The sequence below is a fragment of the Streptomyces sp. NPDC027189 genome (assembly GCF_055566975.1).
The window spans coordinates 15,891-41,776 of sequence record NZ_JBVHRI010000008.1; the positions used below are offsets into that span (position 1 = coordinate 15,891).

Annotated in this window: 25 protein-coding genes and 2 riboswitches; of the genes, 17 read left to right on the forward strand and 8 right to left on the reverse strand. The window is 69.8% G+C overall.

Features of this window, described 5'->3' with window-relative positions; all coding sequences use genetic code 11:
* Nucleotides 1-188: 188 nt before the first annotated feature.
* The 4 genes from ACZ4RZ_RS20845 to gcvT form a co-directional block, all read right to left on the reverse strand.
* Nucleotides 189-1,556: an L-serine ammonia-lyase gene (locus ACZ4RZ_RS20845; protein ID WP_467746517.1), complete on the reverse strand. Its 1,368-nt coding sequence runs from the start codon at nt 1,554-1,556 to the stop codon at nt 189-191.
* Nucleotides 1,557-1,711: 155 nt separating this feature from the next.
* Entirely contained in the window at nt 1,712-2,974 is a 1,263-nt protein-coding gene (glyA, locus tag ACZ4RZ_RS20850; RefSeq protein WP_467746519.1) for a serine hydroxymethyltransferase, read from the reverse strand.
* Nucleotides 2,975-2,987: 13 nt separating this feature from the next.
* Nucleotides 2,988-3,365, reverse strand: a complete 378-nt coding sequence (gene gcvH / locus ACZ4RZ_RS20855; protein ID WP_399081345.1) for a glycine cleavage system protein GcvH — start codon at nt 3,363-3,365, stop codon at nt 2,988-2,990.
* Between the two features lie 120 nt (nt 3,366-3,485).
* Nucleotides 3,486-4,604, reverse strand: coding sequence for a glycine cleavage system aminomethyltransferase GcvT (gene gcvT / locus ACZ4RZ_RS20860; protein WP_467746521.1), 1,119 nt, complete (start codon nt 4,602-4,604; stop codon nt 3,486-3,488).
* A gap of 34 nt (nt 4,605-4,638) precedes the next feature.
* Nucleotides 4,639-4,751: riboswitch (glycine riboswitch) on the reverse strand.
* A riboswitch (glycine riboswitch) is annotated at nt 4,752-4,854 on the reverse strand.
* A gap of 174 nt (nt 4,855-5,028) precedes the next feature.
* On the opposite strand from gcvT, the gene ACZ4RZ_RS20865 reads away from it, so the two are divergent.
* The 10 genes from ACZ4RZ_RS20865 to ACZ4RZ_RS20910 all read left to right on the forward strand — a co-directional run bounded on the left by ACZ4RZ_RS20865 (nt 5,029) and on the right by ACZ4RZ_RS20910 (nt 16,758).
* The gene (locus ACZ4RZ_RS20865) at nt 5,029-5,697 is read left to right on the forward strand and encodes an AAA family ATPase (RefSeq protein ID WP_467746522.1); all 669 of its coding nucleotides are present in this window, start codon (nt 5,029-5,031) and stop codon (nt 5,695-5,697) included.
* Between the two features lie 130 nt (nt 5,698-5,827).
* A complete protein-coding gene (locus ACZ4RZ_RS20870) occupies nt 5,828-6,604 on the forward strand; it encodes an enhanced serine sensitivity protein SseB (RefSeq protein WP_467746524.1) in 777 nt (258 codons plus the stop codon).
* A 180-nt stretch (nt 6,605-6,784) separates the two neighbouring features.
* Entirely contained in the window at nt 6,785-7,582 is a 798-nt protein-coding gene (locus ACZ4RZ_RS20875) for an enhanced serine sensitivity protein SseB C-terminal domain-containing protein (protein WP_467746525.1), read from the forward strand.
* A gap of 464 nt (nt 7,583-8,046) precedes the next feature.
* Nucleotides 8,047-9,045 (forward strand): ABC transporter permease, encoded by a 999-nt coding sequence (locus ACZ4RZ_RS20880; protein ID WP_467746527.1) that lies wholly within the window; start codon nt 8,047-8,049, stop codon nt 9,043-9,045.
* A gap of 59 nt (nt 9,046-9,104) precedes the next feature.
* Nucleotides 9,105-10,856, forward strand: coding sequence for an ABC transporter substrate-binding protein (locus ACZ4RZ_RS20885; protein ID WP_467746529.1), 1,752 nt, complete (start codon nt 9,105-9,107; stop codon nt 10,854-10,856).
* A 72-nt stretch (nt 10,857-10,928) separates the two neighbouring features.
* Nucleotides 10,929-11,936, forward strand: a complete 1,008-nt coding sequence (locus ACZ4RZ_RS20890; protein WP_467746531.1) for an ABC transporter permease — start codon at nt 10,929-10,931, stop codon at nt 11,934-11,936.
* Entirely contained in the window at nt 11,933-13,030 is a 1,098-nt protein-coding gene (locus ACZ4RZ_RS20895; protein WP_369249329.1) for an ABC transporter ATP-binding protein, read from the forward strand. The genes ACZ4RZ_RS20890 and ACZ4RZ_RS20895 overlap by 4 nt, the downstream gene beginning before the upstream one ends.
* Nucleotides 13,027-14,538 (forward strand): ABC transporter ATP-binding protein, encoded by a 1,512-nt coding sequence (locus ACZ4RZ_RS20900; RefSeq protein ID WP_467746533.1) that lies wholly within the window; start codon nt 13,027-13,029, stop codon nt 14,536-14,538. Before ACZ4RZ_RS20895 ends, ACZ4RZ_RS20900 begins: the two co-directional genes overlap by 4 nt.
* Nucleotides 14,539-14,634: 96 nt before the next feature.
* On the forward strand, nt 14,635-16,026 hold the full coding sequence (locus ACZ4RZ_RS20905; protein WP_467746535.1) for a M1 family metallopeptidase: 1,392 nt from the start codon (nt 14,635-14,637) through the stop codon (nt 16,024-16,026).
* A 66-nt stretch (nt 16,027-16,092) separates the two neighbouring features.
* Nucleotides 16,093-16,758, forward strand: a complete 666-nt coding sequence (locus tag ACZ4RZ_RS20910) for a trimeric intracellular cation channel family protein (RefSeq protein WP_467746537.1) — start codon at nt 16,093-16,095, stop codon at nt 16,756-16,758.
* Here ACZ4RZ_RS20910 and ACZ4RZ_RS20915 read toward each other — a convergent pair.
* A complete protein-coding gene (locus tag ACZ4RZ_RS20915) occupies nt 16,658-17,899 on the reverse strand; it encodes an alpha/beta hydrolase (protein WP_467746538.1) in 1,242 nt (413 codons plus the stop codon). The two genes, ACZ4RZ_RS20910 and ACZ4RZ_RS20915, sit on opposite strands and share 101 nt — an antisense overlap.
* A gap of 154 nt (nt 17,900-18,053) precedes the next feature.
* Here ACZ4RZ_RS20915 and ACZ4RZ_RS20920 point away from each other — a divergent pair, with 154 nt between their 5' ends.
* On the forward strand, nt 18,054-18,914 hold the full coding sequence (locus ACZ4RZ_RS20920) for a thioesterase family protein (RefSeq protein WP_467746539.1): 861 nt from the start codon (nt 18,054-18,056) through the stop codon (nt 18,912-18,914).
* Between the two features lie 14 nt (nt 18,915-18,928).
* Here the strand turns inward: ACZ4RZ_RS20920 and ACZ4RZ_RS20925 are convergent, their stop codons facing one another.
* Complete coding sequence (locus tag ACZ4RZ_RS20925) at nt 18,929-19,537, reverse strand: TIGR03086 family metal-binding protein (RefSeq protein WP_467746541.1); 609 nt, start codon at nt 19,535-19,537, stop codon at nt 18,929-18,931.
* 103 nt (nt 19,538-19,640) lie between these two features.
* On the opposite strand from ACZ4RZ_RS20925, the gene ACZ4RZ_RS20930 reads away from it, so the two are divergent.
* Both ACZ4RZ_RS20930 and ACZ4RZ_RS20935 read left to right on the forward strand, forming a co-directional pair.
* The gene (locus tag ACZ4RZ_RS20930; RefSeq protein WP_467746543.1) at nt 19,641-20,603 is read left to right on the forward strand and encodes a helix-turn-helix transcriptional regulator; all 963 of its coding nucleotides are present in this window, start codon (nt 19,641-19,643) and stop codon (nt 20,601-20,603) included.
* A 136-nt stretch (nt 20,604-20,739) separates the two neighbouring features.
* The gene (locus ACZ4RZ_RS20935) at nt 20,740-21,135 is read left to right on the forward strand and encodes a hypothetical protein (RefSeq protein ID WP_467746544.1); all 396 of its coding nucleotides are present in this window, start codon (nt 20,740-20,742) and stop codon (nt 21,133-21,135) included.
* A gap of 46 nt (nt 21,136-21,181) precedes the next feature.
* Here the strand turns inward: ACZ4RZ_RS20935 and ACZ4RZ_RS20940 are convergent, their stop codons facing one another.
* Entirely contained in the window at nt 21,182-21,808 is a 627-nt protein-coding gene (locus tag ACZ4RZ_RS20940) for a TetR family transcriptional regulator (RefSeq protein ID WP_467746545.1), read from the reverse strand.
* 183 nt (nt 21,809-21,991) lie between these two features.
* On the opposite strand from ACZ4RZ_RS20940, the gene ACZ4RZ_RS20945 reads away from it, so the two are divergent.
* The 3 genes from ACZ4RZ_RS20945 to ACZ4RZ_RS20955 all read left to right on the forward strand — a co-directional run bounded on the left by ACZ4RZ_RS20945 (nt 21,992) and on the right by ACZ4RZ_RS20955 (nt 23,999).
* Nucleotides 21,992-22,159 (forward strand): hypothetical protein, encoded by a 168-nt coding sequence (locus ACZ4RZ_RS20945; protein WP_467746547.1) that lies wholly within the window; start codon nt 21,992-21,994, stop codon nt 22,157-22,159.
* Between the two features lie 77 nt (nt 22,160-22,236).
* Entirely contained in the window at nt 22,237-22,554 is a 318-nt protein-coding gene (locus ACZ4RZ_RS20950) for a DUF4190 domain-containing protein (protein ID WP_467746549.1), read from the forward strand.
* A 275-nt stretch (nt 22,555-22,829) separates the two neighbouring features.
* Nucleotides 22,830-23,999, forward strand: coding sequence for a cysteine desulfurase family protein (locus ACZ4RZ_RS20955; protein WP_467746551.1), 1,170 nt, complete (start codon nt 22,830-22,832; stop codon nt 23,997-23,999).
* Nucleotides 24,000-24,041: 42 nt separating this feature from the next.
* On the opposite strand, the gene ACZ4RZ_RS20960 is transcribed toward ACZ4RZ_RS20955, so the two are convergent.
* Complete coding sequence (locus ACZ4RZ_RS20960) at nt 24,042-24,704, reverse strand: N-acetylmuramoyl-L-alanine amidase (protein ID WP_467746552.1); 663 nt, start codon at nt 24,702-24,704, stop codon at nt 24,042-24,044.
* 60 nt (nt 24,705-24,764) lie between these two features.
* On the opposite strand from ACZ4RZ_RS20960, the gene mnmA reads away from it, so the two are divergent.
* Complete coding sequence (gene mnmA, locus ACZ4RZ_RS20965; RefSeq protein ID WP_467746554.1) at nt 24,765-25,886, forward strand: tRNA 2-thiouridine(34) synthase MnmA; 1,122 nt, start codon at nt 24,765-24,767, stop codon at nt 25,884-25,886.

A 25,886-nucleotide genomic window follows, 5' to 3' on the forward strand; every position in this document is an offset into this window, starting at 1 on the left:
CGGATCGGAACCGTGACCGAGGATGTCACGAACCCCCAGGTCGGACGCCTGTCCCGGGGGATTTCCCGGGGAATTTTCGGGGACTTTCAAGCCTGTCTCAGGGACATTTCGGGGACTTTCCGCCGTGTAAGCAGGGAAGGCCCTGACAGCGCTGAAAGTTACGAACGCGCAGGTCAGGGCCCATCCCCTCAACACTCGATGATGTTCACCGCGAGCCCGCCCCGCGCCGTCTCCTTGTACTTGACGCTCATGTCGGCGCCGGTTTCCTTCATGGTCTTGATGACCTTGTCGAGGGAGACCTTGTGGGAGCCGTCGCCGCGCATGGCCATCCTGGCGGCGGTCACGGCCTTCACGGACGCCATGCCGTTGCGCTCGATGCAGGGGATCTGGACTAGGCCGCCGACCGGGTCGCAGGTCAGGCCGAGGTTGTGCTCCATGCCGATCTCGGCGGCGTTCTCGACCTGTTCGGGGCTGCCGCCCAGGACCTCGGCGAGGGCGCCGGCGGCCATCGAGCAGGCGGAGCCGACCTCGCCCTGGCAGCCGACCTCGGCGCCGGAGATGGAGGCGTTCTCCTTGAAGAGCATGCCGATGGCGCCCGCGGCCAGCAGGAAGCGGACCACGCCGTCCTCGTCGGCGCCCGGCACGAAGTTGATGTAGTAGTGCAGGACCGCCGGGATGATGCCCGCGGCGCCGTTGGTGGGGGCGGTGACCACGCGGCCGCCCGCCGCGTTCTCCTCGTTCACGGCCATCGCGTAGAGCGTGATCCACTCCATCGCGTGGGCCAGCGGGTCACCCTCGGCGCGCAGCTGGCGGGCCGAGACGGAGGCGCGGCGGCGGACCTTGAGTCCGCCGGGCAGGATGCCCTCGCGGGACATGCCGCGCGACACACACGCCTGCATCACGCGCCAGATGCCGAGGAGCCCTTCGCGGATCTCCTCCTCGGTGCGCCAGGCCCGCTCGTTCTCCAGCATCAGGGCGGAGATCGACAGGCCCGTCTCGCGGGTCAGTCGCAGCAGCTCGTCGCCCGTGCGGAAGGGGTACTTCAGGACCGTGTCGTCCAGCTTGATGCGGTCCTCGCCGACGGCGTCCTCGTCGACCACGAAGCCGCCGCCCACGGAGTAGTACGTCTTCTCCAGCACGAGCTCACCGGAGGCGTCGTACGCGAAGATCGTCATGCCGTTCGCGTGGTACGGCAGCGCCTTGCGGCGGTGCAGGATCAGGTCGTCGTCGAAGGAGAAGCCGATCTCGTGCTCGCCGAGCAGATTGATCCGCCCCGAGGACTTGATCTGCTCGACCCGCTCGTCGGCCCCCTCCACGTCGACCGTCCGCGGTGACGCGCCCTCCAGGCCGAGCAGCACCGCCTTGGGGGTGCCGTGTCCGTGTCCGGTCGCGCCCAGGGAGCCGTAGAGCTCGGCGCGTATGGAGGTCACCGGGGCCATCAGTCCCTCGTTGCGCAGCCGCCGGGCGAACATGCGGGCCGCGCGCATCGGCCCCACCGTGTGGGAGCTGGACGGCCCGATGCCGATCGAGAACAGGTCGAAGACCGAGATGGCCACGGGGACTCCTTGGTGGGTTTCGCCTGACGCCGTTGTCGGGCGGAGGTGGTGCATGGGGCGGGGCACCGCGCTCGTTGTCCAGTGTGCGCGGTGCCCCGGACGTTCGTACGAAAGGAACCGTACGAACCAAAACGTACGACAGAAAGCGTACGAAATTACTTCAGGCCGGGGTACAGCGGGTGCTTGTCGGCCAGAGCGGACACCCGGGACTTGAGGGCCTCCGCGTCGTAGGACGGCTTCAGCGCCTCGGCGATGATGTCCGCGACCTCGGTGAAGTCCTCGGCCGTGAAGCCGCGGGTGGCGAGGGCGGGCGTGCCGATGCGCAGGCCGGAGGTGACCATCGGCGGGCGCGGGTCGTTCGGGATGGCGTTGCGGTTGACCGTGATGCCGACCTCGTGGAGGCGGTCCTCGGCCTGCTGCCCGTCCAGCTCGGAGTTGCGCAGGTCGACCAGGACCAGATGCACGTCCGTGCCGCCCGACAGGACGTCCACGCCCACGGCCTTCACGTCGTCCTGGACCAGGCGCTCGGCCAGGATCCGCGCGCCGTCGAGCGTGCGCTGCTGGCGCTCCTTGAAGTCGTCCGAGGCGGCGATCTTGAACGAGACGGCCTTGGCGGCGATCACATGCTCCAGCGGACCGCCCTGCTGACCCGGGAAGACCGCGGAGTTGATCTTCTTGGCCAGCTCGGCCGTCGAGAGGATCACGCCACCGCGCGGGCCGCCCAGCGTCTTGTGGGTGGTGGTCGTGACGACATGGGCGTGGGGCACCGGGTTCGGGTGCAGGCCCGCCGCCACCAGGCCGGCGAAGTGCGCCATGTCGACCATGAGGTACGCGCCGACCTCGTCCGCGATCCGGCGGAACTCGGCGAAGTCCAGCTGGCGCGGGTACGCCGACCAGCCCGCCACGATCAGCTTCGGCCTGGACTCCTTGGCGAGGCGCTCGACCTCGGCCATGTCGACCTGACCGGTCTCGTCGTTCACGTGGTACGCGACCACGTTGTAGAGCTTGCCGGAGAAATTGATCTTCATGCCGTGGGTCAGGTGCCCGCCGTGCGCGAGGTTCAGACCCATGATGGTGTCGCCCGGCTTGAGCAGCGCGAACATCGCGGCAGCGTTGGCCTGGGCGCCCGAGTGGGGCTGCACATTGGCGTGCTCGGCGCCGAACAGCGCCTTGATGCGGTCGATGGCGATCTGCTCGACCACGTCGACGTGCTCGCAGCCGCCGTAGTAGCGGCGACCCGGGTAGCCCTCCGCGTACTTGTTGGTCAGGACCGAGCCCTGGGCCTCCATGACCGCGACCGGAGCGAAGTTCTCCGAGGCGATCATCTCCAGGGTGGACTGCTGGCGGTGCAGCTCGGCGTCGACGGCGGCGGCGACGTCCGGGTCGAGTTCATGCAGGGGCGTGTTCAGAAGCGACATGTTCTACGACCTCTCAGCCGGCGGAAAAGGCGGTGTACTCGTCGGCGGAGAGCAGGTCGGCCGGCTCCTCCGCGACGCGCACCTTGAACAGCCAGCCGCCCTCGAAGGGCGCGGAGTTCACCAGCGACGGGTCGTTGACCACGTCTTCGTTGATCTCGGTGATCTCGCCGTTGACCGGGGAGTACAGGTCGCTGACCGACTTCGTCGACTCCAGCTCGCCGCAGGACTCACCCGCGGTCACCGTGGAACCGACCTCCGGAAGCTGGGCGTAGACGACATCGCCGAGCGCGTTGGCCGCGAACTCGGTGATGCCGACCGTCGAGACGCCGTCCTCGGCGACCGACAGCCACTCGTGCTCCTTGCTGTAGCGCAGCTGCTGGGGGTTGCTCATGGCCTGAATTCTCCTGTACGCGGGGGAGTGCTGGTGAATGGGGGGACTGCTGGACCTGCCGGTGAGCAGGGAAGAAGCGCGCGGTGTCGCCTTTGGCTACGTCTGGACCGCGCTCAGTCTCTACTTCTGACGCTTGTAGAACGGCAGCGCCACGACCTCGTACGGCTCGTGGCTGCCCCGGATGTCCACACCGACTCCGGCCGTGCCCGGAGCGGCGTGCGCGGCGTCGACGTACGCCATCGCGATCGGCTTGCCCAGCGTGGGGGACGGGGCGCCGGAGGTGATCTCGCCGATCACCTTGCCCTCGGCGACGACCTGGTACCCGGCGCGCGGGACGCGACGGCCCTCGGCGATCAGGCCGACGAGCACCCGTGGCGGGTTCGCGGCAGCACGCTCGGCGGCGGCCTCCAGGGCGGCACGCCCCACGAAGTCGCCCTCCTTCTCGAACTTCACGACCCGCCCGAGCCCGGCGTCGAAGGGGGTCAGCGAGGTGCTCAGCTCATGCCCGTACAGCGGCATGCCCGCCTCCAGGCGCAGCGTGTCGCGGCAGGACAGGCCGCAGGGGACCAGCCCGACCGGGGCGCCCGCCTCGGTCAGCGCCTGCCACAGCTTCTCGGCGTCCGAAGGGGACACGAACAGCTCGAAGCCGTCTTCGCCGGTGTAGCCGGTGCGCGCGATCAGCGCCGGGACGCCCGCGACCGTGCCGGGCAGACCCGCGTAGTACTTGAGGCCGTCCAGGTCGGCGTCGGTCAGCGACTTGAGGATGCCGGGGGACTCGGGGCCCTGCACGGCGATCAGCGCGTACGCGTCACGGTCGTCGCGCACCGACGCGTCGAAGCCCGCGGCACGCTCCACCAGGGCGTCGAGCACGACCTGCGCGTTGGAGGCGTTGGCGACGACCATGTATTCGGTGTCGGCCAGCCGGTACACGATCAGGTCGTCGAGGATGCCGCCGTCCGCCTGGCAGATCATGGTGTAACGGGCGCGGCCCACGCCGACGGAGGCGATGTTGCCGACGAGGGCGTGGTTCAGGAGCTCGGCCGCCTGCGGGCCGGTGACGGTGATCTCGCCCATGTGCGAGAGGTCGAAGAGACCGGCCTTCGTGCGGACGGCGAGGTGCTCGTCGCGCTCGGAACCGTAGCGCAGGGGCATGTCCCAGCCCGCGAAGTCGGTCATCGTCGCGCCGAGCGAACGATGCAGGGCATCGAGCGCGGTGTGACGGGGTGCGTTGCTGCTCATCGGTGGGGCTCCCAAGGCATGACGGCGAGGTCGTTCCTCCCCATCTGTCATCGGAACCTGAGAGGTTCATCACGACCCCGCGAAACGGTGGTCCTGACTTGCACCTTGGGTGGAGCCACTGGTCAGCGGCCCGCTTTTCAGATGTGCCTCGCCCGCGCGGTAACGGGGCCTGAGAGATTCAAGGGAGGGACTTGCTCCTTCGGCGCCCCGGCACGTCGTACGTGACCGGGAACTCTCCCGCGCGGATTCAAGCGGCCGGTATGCAGTTGGCGGGCACATCATTGCACGCGCCGTCCGATCCCGGCAGTCCGCATCTGTAACCGGCCTGTGGCAGTCCGAGTACGGAAACAGGAAGCATCGCGCATTACCTTCTCTTTACACTCGACGGGGATGGGACTCCAGACCCAAGGGGAGGACGATCACGGTGAACAGGACCTCGGCGTACGCGACGACCTCGGGCATCGCGCTGCCCAAGCAGCCCGGCGCCCGGGCCCGGGAGGCGTGCGGCCCGCTCCCGACGGCCGTCGTCCGCGACCTCAGGGACCGCGCGGGACGCAGCCCGCACGGGCTGTACTTCGGGGCGTCCGACCTCGTCGTGGTCACCGGGCTGCCGGGCAGCGGCAAGTCGACGCTGATGCGCCGGACCGTCACGGGCGCGCGCATCGACTCCCAGGACACCCGCGACCGCTGGGACGACCGGACGGCCCGCTGGCTGCCGTACGCGGTCTACCGCCCCCTGGTCCGCCTCGCGCACTACGCGGGACTGCGCCGCGCCCTGCGCTCCGGCGCCGGAGTCGTCGTGCACGACTGCGGTACACAGGCCTGGGTGCGCCGCTGGCTCGCCCGCGAGGCGCGGCGCCGGGGCGGCGCGCTGCACCTGCTGCTGCTCGACGTCACGCCGGGAACCGCCCTCGAGGGCCAGCGCGAGCGCGGCCGCGGCGTCTCGCGGTACGCGTTCGCGCGCCACCGCGGCGCGGTCACCCGGCTGCTGCGCTCCGTCGAGAAGGGCGACCTGCCGGAGGGCTGCGGCTCGGCGGTCCTCATGGACCGGGACGCTGCGGACGTGCTGCGCCGGATCGACTTCGGCGGCTGAAGGACCGTACGAGCCGATGCCGGCAAAGGTCGTACGAAACAGGCGTACGAGATGGTCGTACGAGCCCACTAACCTTGCCAGCCGGAACACCGGAGCACCCGAACAGCGGTTCACAGCAGGCGGTAGACAGATGGACTTCCCCGACTTCCCGGCACAGGCGCACCCCCATCCGCACGGCGGATGGCCAGGCAACGAACTGGAGGAGGTGCTGTCGGCCTCCCTCGGCGTGCCCTCGGCGGGTGCCCGCATCGTCGAGGTCCTCGGCCGCAGCTTCGTCTGGGTACCCCTGCCGAACGGCGGCGGGCCGCAGTCCGGGCCGCTCGACCTGCCCACGCTGGAGATCGAGGGCCAGGCGTACGTCCCTGTCTTCAGCTCCGAGGAGCAGTTCCGCCAGGTCACCGGCGGACACATGGCGTACACGATCGCGCCCGCCGTCGAGTTCGCCCGCGGGCTGCCCCCGCAGGTCGGCATCGCGGTCAACCCGGACGGCGTGGTCGGCGTACCGCTGCCGCCGCTCGCCGTCGCCGAGCTGTGCCGGGCCGGGCGGACCCCGCTGGACGGGCCCGCGAGCGGCGGCCGGGTGCGGCTGTTCGAGCCCGACTGGCAGGAGGACCCGGTGGACTTCCTGTCCGCCGCCTCCGCCGAGTTCGCCGAGACCGGCGTCGTGCTGACCGCCCGCCGCTGCCTGGCCAGTATCGAGACCGCCGACCCGGTCATGTTCATCGGTGTCGAACTCTCCCAGTGGGAGGGCGACCTGCGGCCGCTCCCCATGGAGGCGTTGGGCCGAGCCCTGAACAAGGTCGCGGTGCGGTGGCCGGTGAACCTGGTCCTCCTGGACGTGGCCCAGGACCCGGTGGGCGACTGGATGCGCGCCCAAGTGCGGCCCTTTTATCAGCAGGCCCACTAGGAGCGCCCTTCTTGGGCGCGGGGCTGTGACCTATGCGGCTCCGCCGCGTGGGCACGAGGAACCACGGTCGGCCCGCAGCCGCGAGACGACATCAAGTCCCGAGCTCTTGCGCGGCTGCTGTCGGCGGCTCCACTTAAGCTGGTTTCATATCCGGGGCAACTTCTCGAAGGGGCGGTACAGGTGAGCGCCAGCAGCACCGCGGCCGGGCAGGTCGAGCACATGCTGCGCCAGGTGACGCCCGGGCGCTACGACGCCTACGAGGCGCTCCTTCGCGCGCTCGCGACCCCGTCGTCCGGCCAGATCTGGATGCTCCTCTGGCACGGCCAGGCCGGTTCTCCGGACGCCCAGTACGGGAACATGGAGGTGGACGGCTTCGGTTACGCGCCCTGTGTCACCTCCGCCCAGGAGCTCTCGGCCAGCGGCTGGAACCGCTCGTACGAGGTCGTCGACGGCCTCGACGTCGCCCGCACCCTGTACCCCGACCACTTCGGTCTCTGGCTCAATCCGCACGCCCCGGGCGGCGGCGTCGGCATCCCCTGGCTGGACCTGCGCCGCATCGCCACCGGCCTGGAGCGCCAGCCCGCGGGCCCGCTCCGGCTCTCCGAACCGGGCATCGAGATCCCGCAGTTCTACGCCCTCCTCTCGCAGAACGCGCACCGCACCTCGGCCGTGCGCTCGCTGCGCCGCGCCTGGGTGCAGCCCGCGCTCGGGGCGCCGTATCTGGCCATCGGCCTTGACGTGTACGACACTTCGCCGCCCGCCGTCGACTCGGTGCGCGCGATGATGCAGCAGTCCATCGGCGCGGTCCCGGACGGGCTGCCCGTCTCGACCGTCGCGATGTCCGACGAGTACGACCCGGTGGCGATGTGGCTGCGGGCCAACGCCCGGCCGTTCTACGACCGCGAGGCGCACGCGGCTCCGGCGCAGGCACCGATGGCCGGCGGCTACGGCTATCCGCCGGCCCGCGGCGGCTACTGACCGCGGGACCGGGGCCCGGGGATCCCGGATCGGGCCCGGCTGTCATCATGACCTCGTGCGGCCGTGTCGCGCCCCGCGCCTCGCGGCTGACCTGCGCGGGAGGGAGCGTAAGGGTCAAATGTCCGCATTGCGGATGATGCATACCGAAAGGGTGCCTCTTGGGTCTTTTCGACCCAATTGCCCCCCGTCCGGCCCGCGTTACCCACTGTTCGGATAACGGAATCCCCTTGAGCGCATCACGGTTGCGCATACTTTCTCCGTCAGGCCTGGCACGTGATCGTGCGGGCACTGAAGACTCCCCTGTCAGACATGGGGTCATCGATCCTGTGAGCGAGTGCAAGTCGAAGGATCAGCCGGGAAACCACTCCGCACCATCTGCGGTCCCTCCCGGCATGCAAGTGAACCAAGCCGCAGACAGCGGCGGGCGTAGGCCGGTCACCACCGGTCAGAGGGGTCGGGTCACTGTGACCGCACCGATCGAGACCACCGGGGCGGCAACGGAAGCACAGCCGGAGGCCGTGCTTGCCGGTGTCGACAAGGGGCAGATCGAGGGCCGTTCCCTGGGACAGATCGCCTGGACGCGCTTCAAGCGCGACAAGGTGGCGGTCGCCGGCGGTGTCATTGTCGTGCTGCTCATCCTGGTGGCCGTGCTCGCGCGGCCCATCCAGGCGATGTTCGGGCTGGACCCGAACGCGTTCCACCAGGAGCTGATCGACCCGAACACCTCGCTGCCCAAGGGCGGCATGGGCGGGATGAGTGGGGACCACCCGCTGGGTGTGGACCCGAAGTTCGGGCGCGACATCGCCACTCGCATCCTGGAGGGCTCCTGGGTGTCGCTGGTGGTCGCCTTCGGCGCCACGATCCTGTCGAACGTGATCGGCGCGATCCTGGGCGTCGTCGCGGGCTACTACGGCGGCCGGGTCGACTCGATCATCAGCCGCCTGATGGACACCTTCCTCGCCTTCCCCCTCCTGCTCTTCGCCATCTCCATCTCCGCCACCCTGCAGGGCGGCGCGTTCGGCCTCGAAGGGCTCCCGCTCCACCTGAGCGTGCTGATCTTCGTCATCGGCTTCTTCAACTGGCCCTACCTGGGCCGGATCGTGCGAGGCCAGACCCTCGCCCTGCGCGAGCGGGAATTCGTGGACGCCTCCCGGGGCATGGGCGCCAAGGGCCCGTACATCCTCTTCCGGGAGCTGCTGCCCAACCTGGTCGGCCCGATCATCGTCTACTCGACGCTGCTCATCCCGACCAACATCCTCTTCGAGGCGTCCCTGAGCTTCCTCGGGGTCGGTATCCAGCCCCCGCAGGCGTCCTGGGGCGGCATGCTCAGGGAAGCGGTCACCTTCTACGAGGTCGACCCGCAGTACATGATCGTGCCTGGCCTCGCCATCTTCGTGACCGTGCTGGCGTTCAATCTGCTCGGCGACGGTCTCCGCGACGCTCTCGACCCGCGCAGCCGCTGAGGCCGGCGGCACACCGAGAGCCCATCAAGTTTCCGACAATGGAGGGGAACCCGCCCATCATGCGAAGGTCAGCGCTGGCCGCAGTTGCGGCCATCGGCTCCGCGAGCCTGCTTCTCGCAGGCTGCAGCAAGGCCGATGACAACAAGAACGACGACAACACCAAATCAGCTGGGGCCAACGCAGCGACCAAGGATGTCGTCAACGCCTCCACGAAGAAGGGGGGCACGGTCACTTACGAGCTGTCCGATGTCCCGGACTCCTTCGACCCGGGCAACACGTACTACGCGTACATGTACAACTTCAGCCGGCTGTACGCCCGCCCGCTGATGACGTTCCAGCCCGGCGCCGGCGAGAAGGGCAACACCCTCGTCCCGGACCTCGCCGCGAGCAAGGGCGTCCCGAGCGACGGCGGCAAGACCTGGACGTACAAGCTGCGTACGGGCCTGAAGTACCAGGACGGCTCGGCGATCACGTCGAAGGACGTCAAGTACGCCGTCGAGCGCTCGAACTTCGCGCGTGACGTGCTCTCCCTCGGCCCGAACTACTTCCAGCAGTTCATGGCCGGCGGCGACAAGTACAAGGGCCCCTACAAGGACAAGAGCGCCAAGGGCCTGTCGTCGATCGAGACGCCGGACGACACCACCATCGTCTTCCACCTGAACCAGGCCTTCCAGGAGTTCGACTACCTGGTCGCGGCGCCGCAGACGGCTCCGGTGCCCCAGGCGAAGGACAAGGGCGTCGACTACGTCAAGAACATCGTCTCCTCGGGCTCGTACAAGTTCCAGAGCTACTCCGAGGGCAAGCAGGCCGTCCTCGTGCGCAACGAGAACTGGGACGCGGCGACCGACCCGCTGCGCAAGCAGTACCCGGACAAGATCGTCGTCAACCTGAAGGTCAACGCCGAGACGATCGACAAGGACGTCCTGGCCGGCGACGCGATCGACCTCGGTGGTACGGGTGTCCAGGCCGCGACCCAGGCCCAGGTTCTCGCCTCCGCCGACAAGAAGGCGGGCACGGACAACACCTACGGTGGCCGTCTCGTCTACATGGCGATCAACACCAAGGTGAAGCCGTTCGACAAGGTCGAGTGCCGCAAGGCCGTGCAGTACGCGATCGACAAGGTCTCGGTGCAGACCGCCGAGGGCGGCCCGATCCGCGGTGACATCGCCTCCACCGTCCTCCCGCCGGACATCCCGGGCTACGAGAAGTCGGACGTCTACGCGTCCGCCGGCAACAAGGGCGACGCGGCCAAGGCCAAGGAGCAGCTCAAGGCCTGCGGCAAGTCGACGATCAGCACGAACATCTCGGCGCGCAGCGACCGCCCGCAGGAGATCGACGCGGCCACCGCGATCATCAACTCGCTGAAGCAGGTCGGCATCAACGCCAGCCTGAAGCAGTACCCGTCGGGCAAGTACTTCACCGACTACGCCGGTGTCCCGAAGTTCACCGAGAAGAACAACATCGGTCTGATCATGATGCAGTGGGGCGCCGACTGGCCGTCCGGCTACGGCTTCCTGCAGCAGATCCTGAACGGCAAGGCGATCAGCCAGTCGGGCAACACGAACCTGTCGCAGTACGACAACAAGGACGTGAACTCCCTCCTGGCGAAGGCGATCGGCACTCAGGGCACCACTGAGCGCAACAGCCTTTACACCCAGATCGACAAGCAGACCATGGACGACGCCGTCCTCGTCCCGCTGACCTACTTCAAGGTCCTGCTGGCCCGCCCGCAGAACGCCACCAACGTGGTGTCCACGGCAGCCTTCAGTGGTCAGTACGACTACCTCAACATCGGCACCACGAAGAAGTAGCAGCCCCGGAAGGCAGGTGAAGGCATTGGTGCCCGCGGGCTTCGCGGCCCGCGGGCACCAGCGCCGATCCCCGTGATCTCGTACATCCTCCGTCGGACGGTAGCGGCAGTGATCCTGCTGCTGGTCGTCTCCGCGGTCACCTTCGCCATCTTCTTCCTGTTGCCACGGATGGCCGGCCAGACCGCCGACCAGTTGGCGCAGCAGTACATCGGCAAGAGCCCGTCGAAGGCCGACATCATCGCGGTCAAGCACAACCTCGGTCTGGACCAGCCCCTTTATGTCCAGTACTGGCACTTCATCAAGGGGATCGTGGCCGGCGCCACCTATAACCTGGGCCCCACCACGGTGCACTGTGACGCGCCGTGCTTCGGTTACTCGTTCAAGGACCACGTGGCGGTCTGGCCGGAGCTCACCTCCCGCCTTCCGATCACCCTCTCGCTGGCCGGGGGCGCCGCCGTGCTGTGGCTGATCTCGGGTGTGACGGTCGGTGTGATCTCCGCGCTCAAGCCGCGCTCGTTCTTCGACCGCACCTTCATGGGCGTCGCGCTCGCCGGTGTCTCGCTGCCCATGTTCTTCACGGGCAACCTGGCGCTCCTCCTCTTCACCTACCAGTGGCCGATCTTCGGCCGCACCTACGTCCCGTTCACCGAGAACCCCGCGCAGTGGGCCAACACGCTCTTCCCGGCGTGGTGTTCTCTCGCACTCCTGTACTCCGCCATCTACGCGCGGCTCACCCGCTCGGGCATGCTGGAGACGATGAACGAGGACTTCATCCGCACGGCCCGGTCCAAGGGCCTGCGCGAGCGCAACGTGGTGGTCCGGCACGGACTGCGCGCTGCGCTCACCCCGATCATCACGGTCTTCGGCATGGACCTCGGCCTGTTGCTCGGCGGCGCCGTGATCACCGAGACCGTGTTCTCGCTGCACGGCATCGGCGAGTACGCGGTGGATGGCATCACCGACAACGACCTGCCCAAGATCCTCGGCGTGACCCTGCTCGCCGCCTTCTTCGTAGTGATCGCAAATCTCCTGGTGGACCTGCTGTACGCCGCCGCCGACCCGCGGGTGAGGCTCTCGTGACCGAACTGTCCAAGACCGGCGCCGCGGTCGGCGAGCCCGTCTCCGCCCCGTCGGACGCGCCGAGCGCCTTCCTCGAAGTGCGCGACCTCAAGGTGCACTTCCCGACCGACGACGGCCTGGTCAAGTCCGTCGACGGGCTCAGCTTCTCGGTGGAGAAGGGCAAGACCCTCTCCATCGTGGGCGAGTCGGGCTCCGGCAAGTCCGTCACCTCGCTGGCGATCATGGGCCTGCACCGGCTCGGCGCGCGCGGCAAGAACGTCCAGATGTCCGGCGAGATCTGGCTGGGCGGCAAGGAACTGGTGAACGCCGACCCGGACGAGGTGCGCAAGCTCCGCGGCCGCGAGATGGCGATGATCTTCCAGGACCCGCTCTCGGCGATGCACCCGTACTACACGATCGGCAACCAGATCGTGGAGGCGTACCGCGTCCACCACAAGGTCGACAAGAAGACCGCGCGCAAGCGCGCCATCGAGATGCTCGACCGGGTCGGGATTCCCGAGCCCGCCAAGCGCGCCGACAGCTACCCGCACGAGTTCTCCGGCGGTATGCGCCAGCGCGCGATGATCGCGATGGCGCTGGTCAACAACCCCGAGCTGCTCATCGCGGACGAGCCGACGACCGCCCTCGACGTCACCGTCCAGGCGCAGATCCTCGACCTCATCCGTGATCTGCAGAAGGAGTTCGGCTCCGCGGTCGTCCTCATCACCCACGACCTGGGTGTGGTCGCCGAGATCGCCGACGAGGTCCTGGTGATGTATGGCGGCCGGTGCGCGGAGCGCGGTCCCGTCGACACGATCTTCGAGCAGCCGCAGCACCCGTACACCTGGGGTCTGCTCGGCTCGATGCCCCGCATCGACCGGGAGACCTCCGACCGGCTCATCCCGGTCAAGGGCCAGCCGCCGAGCCTCATCAACGTCCCCTCGGGCTGCGCCTTCCACCCGCGCTGCCCGTACGCGGACCTGCCCAAGGGCGATGTCACCCGTACCGTGCGCCCCGAACTGCAGCTGGTCGGCAGCGGGCACTACACCGCCTGCCACCTCTCGCAGGAGGACCGTACGCGGATCTGGACCGAAGAGATTGCGCCGAAGCTGTGAGTGAGACAAAGAAAACGGACGCCGCCGACGCGGTGATCCCGCAGCAGGCAGCGGCCGCCGAGGACCGCGCGGACTCCGCGAAGGGTTCGGACGAGCGCGAGGTCCTGCTCCGGGTCCAGGGGCTGAAGAAGCACTTCCCCATCCGGAAGGGCGTCCTCCAGCGCCAGGTCGCCGCGGTCAAGGCGGTCGACGGCATCGACTTCGAGGTCCGCAAGGGCGAAACCCTCGGCGTCGTCGGCGAGTCCGGCTGCGGCAAGTCGACCATGGGCCGGGTCATCACCCGCCTCCAGGACCCGACCGGCGGCACCATCGAGTTCGAGGGCCAGGACATCACCTCGCTCAGCGCGGGGAAGATGCGCCCGCTGCGCCGGGACATCCAGATGATCTTCCAGGACCCGTACGGGTCGCTGAACCCCCGGCACACCATCGGCTCGATCGTCTCGGCGCCCTTCCGGCTCCAGGGCGTGGAGCCCGAGGGCGGCGTGAAGAAGGAGGTCCAGCGGCTGCTCGAGCTGGTGGGCCTGAGCCCCGAGCACTACAACCGCTACCCGCACGAGTTCTCCGGCGGTCAGCGCCAGCGCATCGGCATCGCCCGCGCGCTCGCCCTGAAGCCGAAGCTGGTCGTGGCGGACGAGCCGGTCTCCGCGCTGGACGTGTCGATCCAGGCGCAGGTCGTGAACCTGATGGACGACCTGCAGTCCGAGCTCGGCCTGACGTACGTGATCATCGCGCACGACCTCTCCGTCGTCCGCCATGTCTCGGACCGCATCGCGGTGATGTACCTCGGCAAGATCGTCGAACTCGCCGACCGCACCTCGCTGTACGAGGCGCCGATGCACCCGTACACCAAGGCCCTGATGTCGGCCGTGCCGGTGCCGGACCCCAAGCGCCGGGGCGCCAAGAGCGAGCGGATCCTGCTCAAGGGCGACGTGCCCTCGCCGATCTCGCCGCCGAGCGGCTGCCGCTTCCACACGCGGTGCTGGAAGGCCACGGAGATCTGCAAGACGACCGAGCCCCCGCTGCTCGAGCTGAAGCCCGGTCAGCAGGTCGCCTGCCACCACCCGGAGAACGCCGAGGACCAGGCGCCGCAGGACACGGTGCTGCTGTCGGCGGCGAAGGAAGCGGTGGAGCTGGTGATTCCGGCGCAGTCCTCTCCGGAGGCGCCCGAGGCGTCGGAGGAGACTTCGGAGCCGGAGGCCGCCGAGCCGGTGGTCGCAACGGCGGCGGTCGCAACGGCGGCTGCCGACGAGGAGACGCCTGCCGAGGCCGAAGCCGAGGAAGCCGAAGCCGAGGAAGCCGACGACCCCGCGGAGGCGGAGACCGAGGCCGCCGAGACTGACGGCTCCGCCGAGACTGACGCCTCCGCCGTGACCGAAGCAGAGGAGACTGACGCCTCCGCCGAGGCCGAAGCCGAGGAGACTGACGCCTCCGCCGAGGCCGAGACCGAGGCCGCCGAGGCGAAGCCCGATGCGGCGGAAGCTGATCGTCAGGAGTCAACTGGCAAGTAGGCCATGACGGCTTGGCAAAGTCATGAACATGCTCGTACGGGAGAGTGCAGAGTCTCGCGTGTCCGTTAGTTCGGAACACGTTCGAAAGGGACGCTCATGGCACTCTCCCGTTCGGCACGTTCAGGAGCCCTCGCCACCGCGGCGGCCTCCTTCCTCCTCATCGCCGCCTCCTCCGCCCCGACCCCGGGCGCCGACGGCATCGGCGACCCCTACTTCCCGCAGCTCGGCAATGGCGGCTTCGACGCCAGCCACTACGACCTCGACGTGGCGTACAACCCGGACACCGACCGTCTCGACGGCCGTACGACTCTCACGGCGCGCGCCACCCAGAGCCTCTCCGCCTTCGACCTGGACCTCCAGAAGCTGGACGTCACGAAGGTCGAAGTGAACGGCAGACGCGCCGACTTCACACGGTCGGGCGACGAGATCCACATCACTCCGCGCGGCGCCCTGCCCAAGGGCAGGACCTTCACGGTGACCGTCACCTACGGCGGTGTCCCCGAAGCCCTCAACGGCCCCATCGTCTTCGGCTCCGACTACGGGTGGATGAAGACCACCGACGGCGTCTTCGTCGCCTGTGAACCCAACGCCGCCTCCACCTGGTTCCCGTCCAGCGACCACCCGTCCGACAAGGCCACCTACGACATCCGCATCAAGGCCCCCAAGGGCCTGACCGGCGTCTCCAACGGACGCCTCATATCGACGTACGACAGGGGCGGCCAGACCGTCACGCACTGGCGCGAGAGCAGGCCCATGGCCACCTATCTCGCGACCGCCACCATCGGCAGGTTCGACGTGAAGACGGGCACGACCCCCGCCGGGACGCCCATCTACGTCGCCATCGACCCGGTGCTCGCGAACAGCAACAGCGTCGACGTGTACAGCGTCACGGCCGAGGCCACCGACTACTGGTCGCAGGTCTTCGGGCCCTACCCCTTCGAGGAGACCGGAGCGATCGTCGACGACATGCCGGAGGCCGGCTTCTCGCTGGAGGTCCAGTCGAAGCCCGCGTACTCCGCCGTGCGTTCCGAGACGACCATCGTGCACGAGCTGGCCCACCAGTGGTTCGGCGACTCCGTCTCGGTGGAGCGCTGGAAGGACATCTGGCTGAACGAGGGCTTCGCGACCTACGCGCAGTGGCTGTGGTCCGAGCACAAGGGCATCCGCTCGGCGCACGACTCGTTCGTGGCCGGGTACAACGCGCGGCCCGCGGACTCCGCCTTCTGGCAGATCACGGTCGCCGACCCGCAGCGCGACACCATGTTCGCCTCCGCGGTCTACCAGCGCGGCGCGATGACGCTCCAGATGCTGCGCGAACGCATCGGCGACACCGCCTTCTTCAAGCTGCTGCCCGCCTGGACGAAGCTGCACCGCTACGGCAACGCGAACACCGCGGACTTCATCCGGCTCGCCGAGAAGATTTCCGGCCGGCAGCTGGACGACCTGTTCCAGACCTGGATCTACACCACCGGCAAGCCCGTGGTGTAGGTCGCAGGACCTGCCGCGAGCCTTGCTTTGTAAGGTGCACGCCCGTCGGCGGGTGAGAATGTTCGGGTGCTTCAGGAACTGTTCACCCCCTCCGTCCAGCATGTGCTCGACCTCGTGGGGATCTTCGTCTTCGCGATCTCCGGCGCGCTGCTGGCCGTCCGCAAGAACTTCGACGTCTTCGGCATCGCCGTACTCGCCGAGGTCACGGCGCTGGGCGGAGGGCTGTTCCGGGACGTGGTCATCGGGGCCGTGCCCCCGGCCGCGTTCACCGACCTCGGCTACTTCAGCACCCCGCTGCTCGCCGCCCTGCTCGTCTTCTTCCTCCACCCGGAGGTGGAGCGGATCCAGGTCGCCGTCAACGTCTTCGACGCGGCGGGGCTCGGCCTCTTCGCCGTGGCGGGCACCACGAAGGCGTACGAGTACGGGCTCGGCCTGACCCAGTCGGCCGCCCTGGGTCTCGCCACCGCGGTCGGCGGCGGTGTGCTGCGCGACGTGCTCGCCAACGAGGTGCCCTCGCTGCTGCGCTGGGACCGCGACCTGTACGCGGTGCCCGCGATGGTGGGCGCCACGATGGTCGTGCTGTGCATCCGCTACGACGTGCTGTCCCCGTTCACCAGCGGACTCGCGGTGGTCACCGCCTTCGTCCTGAGGCTGCTCGCGATGCGGTACCACTGGCGAGCGCCGCGTGCCTGGCACCGTCGCTCGACGGCAACTGAGCCGGAGACCCTGTAGCCGACTTGGCTCCCTTGGCGCCGGTGCCGATCTGCTGGGTCAGCCAGCGGAACACCTCCGGCACCTGTGGCCGCCACAGCCCCATGTCGTGACCGCCCGCGCTCCTCGGCAGCAGCACCACGTCCACGGTCGTCGGCGGCTTCGCGATCTGCTGGAGCGCCGCGCCCGCCTGGTAGCCGTCGCCGGACTCGCCGGAGAAGTAGAGCGCGACGCGCGGCGGGGTGCGGTAGGCGCGCAGCAGCAGGTAGGGGTTGTTCTGCCGGCGCAGTGACAGGCTCTGCGCGGCGAGGGACTTCCGTTCGCCGATCGGGTCGTTGTAGCCGGACAGGCTCGCCGCCGCCCGATAGCGGTCGGGGTGGGCGACGGCGAGCTTCGTCGCGCAGTGCGCCCCCGCCGAGTAGCCGGCGGTCGCCCAGCCGTCGGGAGCCGCCTCGGCGCGGAAGTTGTCCGTCACCATCTTGGGCACGTCGATGCTGAGCCAGCTGTCGGCGTTCACCGTGCCCGGGATGTTCGCGCAGCCCGTGTCCACCTTGGCCAGCAGCGTGGTGCGCGGGGCGACCAGGATGAACGGTGCCACCTGGCCTGCGCGCATCATCGGCAGCAGTTGCTCGTGCACCTTCAGCGAACCGAACCAGGCCTTGGCCGAACCCGGATAGCCCGGCAGCAGCTCGACGACGGGGAACTTCCGGTGCCGGTAGGCGGCTTCGTGGTACTGCGGTGGCAGCCAGACGTAGACCTCCGCGTTCACCCCCGACACCCGGCCCTTGAGCTGGGTGACGCGCACCCCGCCCGCCTGGTGCATGCCGGGACCGTCGGCCTGGGCGAACGTCTGCCGGACCTTGGGCAGTTGCTCGAGGGCGATCCCGCCGGTGCCGTCCGTGCCGAGGTCGGCGGCCTGCTGGACGTGGTTGCCGGTGCCGAGGAGGTCGGCCCAGTTGTCGTACAGGCTGTTGGCGTTGTTGACGAGGACGAAGACGAGGGTGATCGCGGTGCCCTGGGCGAACAGCAGCATCAGCAGCCGGGCGGCGCTGCGCACGGGCGCGGGGCCGCGGACTCGGGACCAGAGGGCCAGGGGCAGGACGAGGGCGAGGGCGAACAGCGCGATCGCGGTGAAGAGGAACGGCGTCCCGGTGAGGCTCATGTCAGTTCAGAGGAGAGACAGAGGCGATTGGTCACGGTCCATAACGGACACTTACCGAGAAATTGCCTAATCCTCACCCGGGGTGCCGGGCGGTGTCACATGGCCGAAACAGTCAAAGCTACCGCTTAGTAATTTCCTGTTGTACCGTTCAGGCATGCCAGAAGCAGCTTCGGTACAGGCCGTACGGGCCACGATCGGCGACAGCGAGTTCGACCGCGACACCGCGGTCACCCTGCGCGAACCCGGCGTCTATGACATCGACCTCTCCGCCGGGTGGACGATCATCAACGCCGTCAATGGCGGCTATCTGCTGGCCGTCCTGGGCCGCGCGCTCGCGGACGCCCTGCCGCACTCCGACCCGTTCACCATCTCCGCGCACTACCTGACCGCGTCCCAGCCGGGACCGGCCGTCGTCCGCACCGACGTCGTCCGCACGGGGCGGACGCTCTCGACCGGCCAGGCGTCGCTCCTCCAGTACGACGAAGAGGGCCGCGAGGTCGAACGGATCCGCGTCCTCGCCTCGTACGGCGATCTCGACACCCTGCCCGACGACGTCCGTACGACCGCGGAACCGCCCGCGATCCCGCCGATGGACCAGTGCTTCGGACCGCAGGACGCGCCCGCTCCGGTCCCCGGCAGCTCGGCCATCGCCGACCGGCTGTTCCTCAAGCTCGACCCGTCGACCCTGGGCTGGGCGCTCGGCGCGCCGTCCGGGAAGGGTGAGATGCGGTCCTGGTTCGGGCTCGCCGACGGCCGCGACGCGGACCCCCTCTCGCTGCTCCTCGCGGTCGACGCCCTGCCGCCGACCGCCTTCGAGATCGGCCTGTCCGGCTGGGTGCCGACCGTCGAGCTGACGGTGCATGTGCGCTCCCGTCCGGCCCCCGGCCCGCTGCGGGTGTCGATCACCACGCGCAACCTCGCCGGCGGCTTCCTGGAGGAGGACGCCGAGGTGTGGGACAGCGCGGACCGGCTGGTCGCGCAGTCCCGCCAGCTCGCGCGGGCCAGGCTCGGCTGAGTCCCGGCCCTGCCTCACACGGTGACGAGCGGCCGGCGGCCGAGCCAGGCCGCCAACCGCCCGTAGGCGTCGGCCCCTTCGGGGGCCGGCACCGCCGAGTCGAAGGGCAGCTCTTGGTCGTCGCGCTGCCCGTCGGGCAGTACGCGGTGGGCGATCGCGAGCGCGAACTCGGCCAGTTCCGGGTCGAGTTCGCACGGTCGGCCGAGACCCTCGGACAGGTCCCAGGTGTGGGTGACGGCCTCCATGACGTACCCGGAGAGCGCGTTGCGGCCGGGCGCCTCGCCCCACGGCACGCGCACGGGCGCGTCCATCCGGGTGTCGTCCGCCCAAGCCTTCAGGACCCGCGTCCTGGCGCCGTCGTACGCGGCCGGCCAGCCGTCGTCCCCGACCTCGTCCGCGAACGGGCGTACGGCGATCCCGTCGCCGCCCTCGCCGATCACCGCGATACGGCGGGTGCCGCCGACGATGTGCGACAGCAGGGTCCGTAGGTCGAAGTCGGCGCACGGAGTCGGAGCGTTGAGCTGCTCCGGTCGTACCGTCTTGACCAGCGCGGCGATCTGCTCGGCGGCGCGGGTGTACAGGGGGCGGGGGTCGATGGTGTTCGCGGTGCTCTTGGTGTTCATGGCTGACCTCTTCCGTGTGGCGGTGTGCCCCCACGTTCGCCGCATAACCTGACAGTTTCCGTCAACATTTGCACGGTCCTTCGACGAGCGCGATTCTGGGGGCGTGAAGTCCGACCGCCTGCTCTCGATCCTGCTGCTCCTGCAGACCCGCGGCCGTGTCCCCGCGCACGAACTCGCCGACCGCCTCGAGGTGTCGGTGCGCACCATCTACCGGGACGTCGAGGCCCTGTCCGCCTCCGGTGTCCCGGTCTACGCCGAGCGCGGGCGGCACGGCGGCATCGAACTGCTCGCCGGATTCCGTACGGACGTCACGGGCCTGACCGCCGACGAGTCCCGCGCGCTGTTCATCCTGGCCGCGCAGGGCGCGCACGCCGCACTCGGCCTGGACGCGGCGCTCGGCTCGGCGCTGCGCAAGGTGATGGCCGCGCTCCCCGCGCCGCACCGGCCCGCCGCCGAGGTCACCAGCCGCCGCATCCTGGTCGACGCGACGCGCTGGAAGGGCGGTCCGCAACCGGCTGTCGACCTGGAGGTGCTGCAGGACGCGGTCTTCAGCGACCGCCGGCTGCGGCTGCGCTACCGGCACAGCGGGGCCGCCGAGCCCAGCACGTACACCGTCGACCCGTACGGGCTCGTGTCCAAGGCCGGCGTCTGGTACCTGGTCGCGGACCGGCGCGGCAGGCCCCGGCTGTTCCGTGCCGACCGGGTGCGGACGGCCACCGTTCTGCCGGACCCCGTGAGGCGGCGTCCGGGCGTCGAACTCGGCGACGCCTGGGAGGTGTTGCGGCGCCAGGTCGAGGAACGTCCGGGCGGTCTCGATGTCACAGTTCGGGTACAGCGCTCCCGCCTCGACATGTTCCTGCGTCTCAATGCCTCCTCGCTCTCGGCGTTGCCCGAGGACGACGGCGCGAGCGAATGGGTCCTGGCCCGGCTGTCGTACGGCTTCATCCGCGAAGCGCGCACGTTGCTGGCCTTCGGGGACGCGGTGGAGGTCCTGGAGCCGCCGGAGGCGCGGGCGGAGCTGGCGGAAGCGGCCGCCGCCATCAGCGCGGTGTACGAGGGGGATTGAGCGCTGCGCGGGGGCCGTTGGTCCACAGCAAGGCACAGCTTCGGCACAGCGTGGCCCTACGTGGATCTGGTGCTCTGGCTCCCCGCTCATCCGGCTTTCATAAACCGGCCTCGTGACCTGACTGGGAGTCACCCTCATGAACCGTCGTGCGCGACTTGTCCCCGCCGTTGCCCTGCTGGCGCTCTCGCCGCTGCTCGCGGCCTGCGGCTCGGGCGACTCCTCGTCGTCCTCGAACAGCGGCACCTCCGGGCAGAACTGTCAGCGGCCGTCCGGCATGCCGAGCGGGGGTCCGTCCGGGCGTCCCAGCGGTGCGCCGTCCGGGATGCCGTCGGGCGGCGCGTCCGGGACGCCGTCGAACATGCCCACCGGGAAGGCGCCGTCCGGCAACCCCTCGGGCATGCCGAGCGGCGGTCCCGGTGGCGGTATGGGCGGCGGTCAGGGCGGCTGCGGCGGCGGCCCCGGCGGCCAGCAGGGCCAGGGCCAGCAGGGTCAGGGGCAGCAGGGTCAGGGGCAGCAGGCTGCCCAGGGCTGACCCAGGTCGGCTCTCCCAGGGGTGACGCGCTCGGTGAACGGGTGTGTCACCCCAGCCAGTTGTGGCGGCCGATGCTGATCAGCCGCATCTGGCGGCTCGTCACGCAGGCCACCCGCTCCCGCTCCTGATCGGACCCCTCCAGCGCTTCCAGGAAGGCGGAGGCCGCCATCAGCATGTGGTCGACGTACAGGCCCGCGAGCATCAGCAGATCGTCGTCGCTCCACCCCTTCGACTCGGGGTGTTCGGCCAGCGCGACCTTCACCTCCTCGGCGAACCGGGCCAGTTGCGCCCTGATCGCCTCCCGCACCGGCTGGACGCCGCCGTGCCGCTCGCGCGCGATGAAGCGGACGTGCGCCGGGTACGCCTCGACATGGCGGGCGATCAGGTCGACGGCGCGCGCGATGCGCTCGTCGCTGTCCCCGGGCGCGGACACCGTGTCCTCGATCATCGGGTGCAGGCTGCCCAGTGCCTCCTCGACCAGTGCCACACCGAGATCCGCCGTGGAGCGGAAGTGCCGGTAGAAGGCGGTCGGGGCGACTCCGACGGCGCGGGTGACCTCGCGCAGACCCAGGCTGCTCAGGCTCTGCTCCTCCAGGAGTCCCAACGCCGCGTCCAGGAGCGCCTGTCGGGTCTTCTGCTTCTGGGCCTGTCGGATGCCGAGAGTGTGACTCATACCATGCAGTTAACAACTGTTCTCTGTAATTGGAAAGCCGGGCGACGCGCTAGACTCAAGAGTCAGTGAACAAGTGTTACTACAACCGTTCACTGAGTCGTCAAGTCCCCGAAACAATCGGGCCTCACTGTCGAGGCATCGATCCCGGGGTCGGGACATCGAGACTTCCACGAGAGGCTTCTCATGCTGTTCCTCGTCGCCGCCCTCCTGCTGCTGGGTGTCGTCATGGGCTCCGTGGCCCACGCGCCGCTGCCCGTCACCCTCGTCGCCGCCGTCGTCATCGGCATCTGGCTCGCCGTCTTCGCGGTCCGCGAGCGCAACGCCCGCCGGCGCCACACCTCCGCCAACTGACCGCGGCGTCACACCTCCGCCAACCGACCGTTGGTGCCAATCCTCAACCAACCGACCGTTGGGAGCTGACCCACATCATGGAACTCACCACTACCCCCGCCAGCCGGACCGCTACCCCCGCCAGCCGGACCGCCACCCCCGCCACCCCCGCCAGCCGGACCGCCACCCGGGACGCCGACGGCATGGCCGTCGCCTCCTTCATCCTCGGCCTCCTCGGCCTCCTGGTCCTCAACGTCTTCCTGGGCCCCATCGCCATCGCCCTCGCCTCCGTCGCCCTCTGGCGCGGCACGACCCGCCGCGGCCGCGCCTTCCTCGGCCTCGGCCTCGGCGTCGCCGACCTGGTCGTCCTGGTGGCCTTCATGCAGTTCGACAGCACGGTGTCCTGGAACTTCTAGGGATACGGCTACCGTCTGCGGGCCCCGCAGGCGCTGTGGACAATCGTTCCGCAGGGCGCAGGGCGCAGGGCGCAGGGCGATAGGGGTCCCCCCTGTTCGAGCGAGGCCGAGAACTCGGGGGAGGGTGGGCACAGCCCGCAGCGCCGGGCGCGCCGCACAGGGGCCCAGCCCCGACGCCGGGAAGGCGCATCGCCAACCCCGGGTGCGGGCCAGGCGTACGACTACCCGTGGGGGGCAGAGGCCGTGGAGCGCGGGCCCGTAGAATCGGGCCCACCATGGCTTACCTCGACCACGCCGCGACCACCCCCATGCTCCCCGAGGCGGTAGAGGCACTGACCGCCCAGCTGAGCATCACGGGCAACGCCTCCTCCCTGCACGCAGCCGGCCGCCGCGCACGGCGAACCGTCGAGGAAGCCCGCGAAACCCTGGCGGACGCCCTCGGCGCACGCCCCAGCGAGGTGGTCTTCACCTCCGGCGGCACGGAGGCCGACAACCTCGCGGTGAAGGGCCTGTACTGGTCCCGCAGAGACGCCGACCCGGCCCGCACCCGCGTCCTCGCGAGCCCCGTCGAGCACCACGCCGTCCTCGACGCCGTCCACTGGCTCGGCGAACACGAGGGCGCCACGGTCGAGTACCTGCCCGTCGACTCGTACGGCCGCGTCCACCCGGACGCGCTGCGCGAGGCCATCGCCCGCAACCCCGACGATGTCGCCCTCGCCACCGTGATGTGGGCCAACAACGAGATCGGCACCGTGCTGCCGGTCCGCGAACTGGCCGACGCCGCCGCCGAGTTCGGTGTCCCGCTGCACTCCGACGCCGTCCAGGCCTTCGGTCAGGTCCCCGTCGACTTCGCCGCCTCGGGCCTCGCCGCGATGACCGTGTCAGGCCACAAGGTCGGCGGCCCGTACGGCATCGGCGCGCTGCTGCTCGGCCGCGAGTACAGCCCCGTACCCGTGCTGCACGGCGGCGGCCAGGAGCGCCACGTCCGCTCCGGCACGCTCGACGTGCCCGCGATCGCGTCCTTCGCCGTCGCGGGGCGGCTCGCCGCCGAGCAGCGCGAGTGGTTCGCCCGCGAGATCGGCGCCCTGCGCGACGACCTGGTCGAGGCCGTACGCAAGGCCGTGCCCGACGCGATCCTCGGCGGCGACCCGGCCGCCGGAGGCCGCCTGCCCGCCAACGCGCACTTCACCTTCCCCGGCTGCGAGGGCGACTCCCTGCTGCTCCTCCTGGACGCACAGGGCATCGAGTGCTCCACGGGCTCGGCGTGCACGGCGGGCGTGGCCCAGCCCAGCCATGTCCTCCTCGCCACCGGCACCGACCCCGACCTCGCCCGCGGCACCCTCCGCTTCTCCCTCGGCCACACCTCCACGGACGCCGACGTCGAGGCGGTGGCGAAGGCCATCGGCCCGGCGGTGGAACGGGCGCGCACGGCGGGACTCAGCTAGCGGAGGCCGGGCCTTCGCGCGCCGGGCCCTCCGGCGCGGGGGTCAGGTCTTCGCCGTACGAGCCTCACGGACGAGCCGTATGTACCGGTCCCAGTCCCAGTACGGCCCGGGATCGGTGTGGTCCGTCCCCGGCACCTCCACGTGGCCGATGATGTGCTTCCGGTCGACGGCGATGCCGTACCGGCCGCAGATCCCGGCGGTGAGCCGCGCCGAGGCCGCGTACATCGCGTCGGTGAACGACGAGGCGCGCTCGACGAAGCCCTCGTGCTCGATGCCGACGCTCCGCTCGTTGTACTCCCTGTTCCCCGCGTGGAACGCCACGTCCAGCTCGCGGATCATCTGTGTGATGTGGCCGTCCTTGCGGACGACGTAGTGGGCGGCCGCGCCGTGCCCCGGGTCCTGGAAGACCTTCACCGCGCTCTTGAAGCCGCCCTGGGTGACATGGATGATCACCCGGTCTATCGAGTAGTCGTCGGGCCGGTCCGCGCGCCGCCAGTTCGCCGCCGACGCCGCCACCCACTGGGCGCCCCGGAAGTCGACCGCACCCGCCACCCGCGGCTTCTCCACGCCGGGCAGCCGCCACCACAGGTGCCCGAGCTCGTCCCGCGCCAGCGCGGCCGTGCCCACGGCGGCCGCCGCACCGCCGATGAGCAGCGCCCGGCGTCCGATGAGCCGATCGCTGTCCCCGCCCTTTTTCTCCCCCATGCGATCTTCAACGGATACTCGCGGGCTCCGGTTCCCACGGCCCCGTACTCTGGAGGGGTTATGACTGACACCTCGCAGCGCCCCCTCCGCGTCCTCGCCGCCATGTCGGGTGGAGTGGACTCAGCCGTAGCCGCCGCCCGCGCGGCGGAAGCAGGCCACGACGTGACGGGCGTACACCTCGCGCTCTCCGCCAACCCCCAATCGTTCCGGACCGGCGCGCGGGGCTGTTGCACCATCGAGGACTCGCGCGACGCCCGCCGCGCGGCGGACGTCATCGGCATCCCCTTCTACGTGTGGGATCTTGCCGAGCGCTTCCGCGAGGACGTGGTCGAGGACTTCATCGCCGAGTACGAGGCGGGGCGCACCCCGAACCCGTGCCTGCGCTGCAACGAGAAGATCAAGTTCGCCGCCCTGCTCGACAAGGCGCTGGCGCTCGGTTTCGACGCCGTCTGCACCGGCCACTACGCCAAGGTGATCGTCCGCGACGACGGCACACGTGAGCTGCACCGCGCCTCCGACATGGCCAAGGACCAGTCGTACGTCCTCGGGGTGCTCGACGACCGCCAGCTCGCCCACGCGCTGTTCCCGCTCGGCGACACGGTCACCACCAAGGACGAGATCCGCGCCGAGGCCGAGCGCCGGGGCCTCGCCGTCGCCAAGAAGCCGGACTCGCACGACATCTGCTTCATCGCCGACGGCGACACCCAGGGCTTCCTGGCGGGCCGGCTCGGCAAGTCCGAGGGCGACATCCTCGACGAGTCCGGCGCGAAGCTGGGCACCCACGAGGGCGCGTACGGCTTCACGATCGGCCAGCGCAAGGGGCTGCGCATCGGCACCCCGGCCGCCGACGGCAAGCCGCGCTACGTCCTGGACATCTCGCCGGTCGACAACTCGGTGACGGTCGGCCCCGCGGCGTCCCTCGATGTGAGCGCGTTGACGGCCGTCAAGCCCCGCTGGTGCGGCGCGGCCCCGACCGGTCCCGGCACGTACACCGCTCAACTCCGCGCCCACGGTGGCGAGACGAGGGTGACGGCAGAGCTCGTCGAAGGCTCCCTGGAGGTCGCCTTCACGGAGCCGGTCCGCGGCGTCGCCCCCGGCCAGGCGATCGTGCTGTACGAGGGCACGCGTGTGGTCGGCTCGGCGACGATCGCGACGACCACGCGCGCGAAGGCAGCCGTTTAG

Coding starts and splice junctions, on each gene's coding strand:
- glyA (WP_467746519.1), bottom strand. CDS start 2,974: ATGTCGCTTCTGAACACGCCCCTGCATGAACTCGACCCGGACGTCGCC.
- gcvH (WP_399081345.1), bottom strand. CDS start 3,365: ATGAGCAACCCCCAGCAGCTGCGCTACAGCAAGGAGCACGAGTGGCTG.
- gcvT (WP_467746521.1), bottom strand. CDS start 4,604: ATGAGCAGCAACGCACCCCGTCACACCGCGCTCGATGCCCTGCATCGT.
- ACZ4RZ_RS20870 (WP_467746524.1), top strand. CDS start 5,828: ATGGACTTCCCCGACTTCCCGGCACAGGCGCACCCCCATCCGCACGGC.
- ACZ4RZ_RS20885 (WP_467746529.1), top strand. CDS start 9,105: ATGCGAAGGTCAGCGCTGGCCGCAGTTGCGGCCATCGGCTCCGCGAGC.
- ACZ4RZ_RS20905 (WP_467746535.1), top strand. CDS start 14,635: ATGGCACTCTCCCGTTCGGCACGTTCAGGAGCCCTCGCCACCGCGGCG.
- ACZ4RZ_RS20915 (WP_467746538.1), bottom strand. CDS start 17,899: ATGAGCCTCACCGGGACGCCGTTCCTCTTCACCGCGATCGCGCTGTTC.
- ACZ4RZ_RS20920 (WP_467746539.1), top strand. CDS start 18,054: ATGCCAGAAGCAGCTTCGGTACAGGCCGTACGGGCCACGATCGGCGAC.
- ACZ4RZ_RS20925 (WP_467746541.1), bottom strand. CDS start 19,537: ATGAACACCAAGAGCACCGCGAACACCATCGACCCCCGCCCCCTGTAC.
- ACZ4RZ_RS20935 (WP_467746544.1), top strand. CDS start 20,740: ATGAACCGTCGTGCGCGACTTGTCCCCGCCGTTGCCCTGCTGGCGCTC.
- ACZ4RZ_RS20940 (WP_467746545.1), bottom strand. CDS start 21,808: ATGAGTCACACTCTCGGCATCCGACAGGCCCAGAAGCAGAAGACCCGA.
- ACZ4RZ_RS20945 (WP_467746547.1), top strand. CDS start 21,992: ATGCTGTTCCTCGTCGCCGCCCTCCTGCTGCTGGGTGTCGTCATGGGC.
- ACZ4RZ_RS20950 (WP_467746549.1), top strand. CDS start 22,237: ATGGAACTCACCACTACCCCCGCCAGCCGGACCGCTACCCCCGCCAGC.
- ACZ4RZ_RS20955 (WP_467746551.1), top strand. CDS start 22,830: ATGGCTTACCTCGACCACGCCGCGACCACCCCCATGCTCCCCGAGGCG.
- ACZ4RZ_RS20960 (WP_467746552.1), bottom strand. CDS start 24,704: ATGGGGGAGAAAAAGGGCGGGGACAGCGATCGGCTCATCGGACGCCGG.
- mnmA (WP_467746554.1), top strand. CDS start 24,765: ATGACTGACACCTCGCAGCGCCCCCTCCGCGTCCTCGCCGCCATGTCG.